Origin of the sequence: Acetobacterium tundrae, assembly GCF_008086615.1 — a bacterium.
GTDB lineage: Bacteria > Bacillota > Clostridia > Eubacteriales > Eubacteriaceae > Acetobacterium > Acetobacterium tundrae.
This window is the reverse complement of sequence record NZ_RXYB01000047.1, coordinates 1-3,108: the sequence shown is the minus strand read 5'-3', so window position 1 is coordinate 3,108 and position 3,108 is coordinate 1. Positions and strand designations below refer to the sequence as shown.

At 42.1% G+C, this 3,108-nt stretch carries 4 protein-coding genes; all 4 read right to left on the bottom strand.

The genetic code is table 11. The annotated features are described in order from the left end of the window. Positions 1-67 precede the first annotated feature (67 nt). Positions 68-760 (bottom strand): GTP-binding protein, encoded by a 693-nt coding sequence (locus FZC40_RS16815; RefSeq protein WP_148606494.1) that lies wholly within the window; start codon positions 758-760, stop codon positions 68-70. 101 nt (positions 761-861) lie between these two features. Continuing rightward, the gene (locus FZC40_RS16810) at positions 862-1,959 is read right to left on the bottom strand and encodes an ABC transporter substrate-binding protein (protein WP_148606492.1); all 1,098 of its coding nucleotides are present in this window, start codon (positions 1,957-1,959) and stop codon (positions 862-864) included. A gap of 75 nt (positions 1,960-2,034) precedes the next feature. Next, positions 2,035-2,811 carry an ABC transporter ATP-binding protein gene (locus FZC40_RS16805; protein WP_148606490.1) on the bottom strand — a complete coding sequence of 259 codons (777 nt, stop codon included), beginning with the start codon at positions 2,809-2,811 and terminating at the stop codon, positions 2,035-2,037. Continuing rightward, positions 2,808-3,108: FecCD family ABC transporter permease (locus FZC40_RS16800; protein WP_148606488.1), on the bottom strand; the 301-nt coding region annotated here is incomplete at its 5' end. The genes FZC40_RS16800 and FZC40_RS16805, both read right to left, overlap by 4 nt.

The following is a 3,108-nucleotide window of genomic DNA, read 5'->3' as shown; positions in this document are numbered from 1 at the left end:
ATTGGATAGTGTTGTATTACTGCTGCCACAGTCTGACTGTTTATTATTTCCATATATGTTTGTTTTATCATATTTCTTTAAACTCCATTTTCTTCATCATACCCATCTGGTAAGCTTCGCCGATTGTTGTTTCACCGGTGCAGTAAGAGCAAACCGAGGAAGGGGTCGTGAAACGGAGTTTCATATCTCTCAGCGTGTGGACATCCAAAGCCTGCTGCAGATATTTTGCCAGCATAAATGACCCCTGGCCGGTAATACCGTTAACAAAAATAATCTTGGCTGAGGTGTTCACCTGTTTGATATTAAAAGCAAAAACTTCCCGCTCCGCCTGGGAAACGATATCTCCTTTTGTTACCACAACAATATCTGCGAATTTCAGCATTGGTCCAATTTTTCGGGGTGTATTCACGCCAGATAAATTATCAATAACGCAGATTGATAAAATCCCTTTAATATAGGGAGAACAGCGGTTGCAGAGGCCGGCGCTCTCAGTGATAAGCATTTCAAATCCGGACCGCATGCCCCATTGAACAGCATCTTCAACATTGCTGACAAAATAGTGGTCAGGACATATTTTTCCTGAAAAGCCCATCTGAACCGGTATGCCCGCTTCTTCATAACTGATATTGTCAAATGAAGTGAGACAGTCAAATTTTACAACGCCGATGCTGCCTTTAGGCATATCCAGACATTCAATGAGCTTTAAAACAACAGCCGTCTTTCCTGAAGAGGGCGGTCCGGCAACAGTTATTAGTTTCATTTGTTTACCTTCTTTTTCTTTGTTTAGTTACTAGCTGATATTACGAAAACGGCAAAGTAGTCTGATTTGGCTACTTTGCCGCGCATTTAATAAATTATATACTATTTTGTAGTTTTTCCAAGTGAATTTGCTACCAAGGCATTGTATTGATCCTGGGTCAGATCACAATGATAGAACAGTTTATAATATTCCTTGGCTTTATCATAAACATTGTATTTTGCCTGATCTGGATATAACAACTGAGCCATCCAAATATCACCCATGTAGCGGTTAACAGAAGGTGGGCTGCCCATCCAGTTGTAAGGACCATTTGGCACTTCGTAATACTTTCCATTTTTTATAGCGGTAAGCTGCTGCCAGGCCGGATCACTTGCCACGGTGCTGTAAATGCTGTCCGGCGCAAAAATGATAACATCCGGATCCCATAACAGCAGCTGTTCCATACTCACGGTATCACCGGTACCCATGCTTGAGACTGAATCCAAGACAGCTACGTTATTGCCGACCTTATCGATAACCTCGGCATGGATCGAACCTTTGGCAATGACATTCAGGCCGTTATCGCCGGAACAGTAAACCACCTTGAGTTTTCCCGATTCTCCAACTTTATTCATAATAGCCTGGGTATCGCTGTTGACTCCTTCACAGTACTTAGCCAGTGCTTCGCCCTCTTTTGTCATGCCTAAAAGTTTACCCAGCGTTCTGTAGGCTTCCGGCATCTTATCTAATGTTCCATCAATATGCACGGCTGGTATTCCAACCTGTGTCTGAATGGAGTCCATATCTTCGACCACTGTTTTCTTGGGATCACCAATATCAATAATAATTTGTGGATCAACCTTTGCAACTTCTTCAAGGTTTAAATTTTTCATCCCATAAAACTGCCCCAGAACGGGTAGGTTTAAGTACTGGGTATCAAGATATTGTTTATTTAGATCCGTCCAATCACTGGTAATGCCGACAAACTTATCCGGTGCTAAAGCAAAAAGCGCCATTTGAGCCAATGAACCCGAAGGTACAATTCGGGTAATATTGGTAGGAACTTCCACTGTTCGTCCCGCTGAGTCCGTAAAACTGGTGGTTGCACTTGCACTTGCACTTGAATTGTTTGCTTTGCTGGTGCTGCAGGCCGTTGTCATTGCTGTCATCGACAAAATCAGACAAGCTGCGAACAGCATCGAAATAATTCTTTTTTTCATTTTTCTCCTCTTTCTCATAATATATTTTAGAACCCTTTCCAGGTATCCAATCATAAGTTAAATCTTTCACACTCTTTAGATCGCACATTTGGGAATACAGACTCTTACTTTATCCTCATACAAACTTTGAATTTTCACTTCTGCTGCATAAAGGTTGTGAATCAACTCTTCTGTGAAAATATCGCTAGGCACCCCATAGGCGACAATCTTGCCATCCTTCATGGCCATCACAATATCTGAAAAAAGGAATGTCTGATCAGGATTATGAGTTGACTGGATAATGGTATAGCCTTCTTTTGTTAAAGACTTTATCTGGGTCATCACTCGAATCTGGTTGCCATAATCCAGATTTGCCGTGGGTTCATCTAAAATCAAAATTTTAGTTTCCTGAACCAGTGCCCGAGCCAGCAAAACAAGCTGACGCTCCCCGCCGCTTATCTGGGTATATCCCCGGTCGATCAGATAAGATATCCCGAGTCTCTCCAAAGCCGCTTCCACAAGTTTTACCTGTCTTTTCCCAGGCTTAGAAAAGGCTGATACCTGAACCGTTGTTCCCATGAGAACCATATCAAAGACACTGAAATTAAAGGATGGATAGTGGGATTGAGGAATAAAGGCTACTAGTTCAGCCATTTCCTTGATACTCATTGTTCTGGTATCTTTACCATTTAGCAGCACCTGACCCTGGTATCCCTTCAGCAAACTCAGGATGCAGTGAAAAAGAGTACTTTTTCCGACCCCATTCGGCCCCAAAATAGAGATTAACTGATTTTCCTCTGCTATAAAATTAATGCCATCGATAACAATCCGATTACTGTAGCCAAAACTAAGGTTTCTTACTTCAATGCTCAATAGATATCACCCTTTCTTGTAATTAAGTAGAGAAAGAACGGTGCCCCAATAAAAGCAGTCAATATGCCAAGGGGTATTTCTGTGGAAAAAAGATTTTTGGATACATTATCCACGATCAAAAGGAAAATGGCACCAAGCAGCATACTGGTCGGCATCAGATGATTGTAATTGTTGCCGACCAGTTTTCTGGCCAGATGCGGAATAACCAGACCAACCCAACCAATCATACCGCTTACCGATACACTAGCGGCTGTTATCAAAGTGGAACAGACGATTACTATGATCCGAACCTGGTTG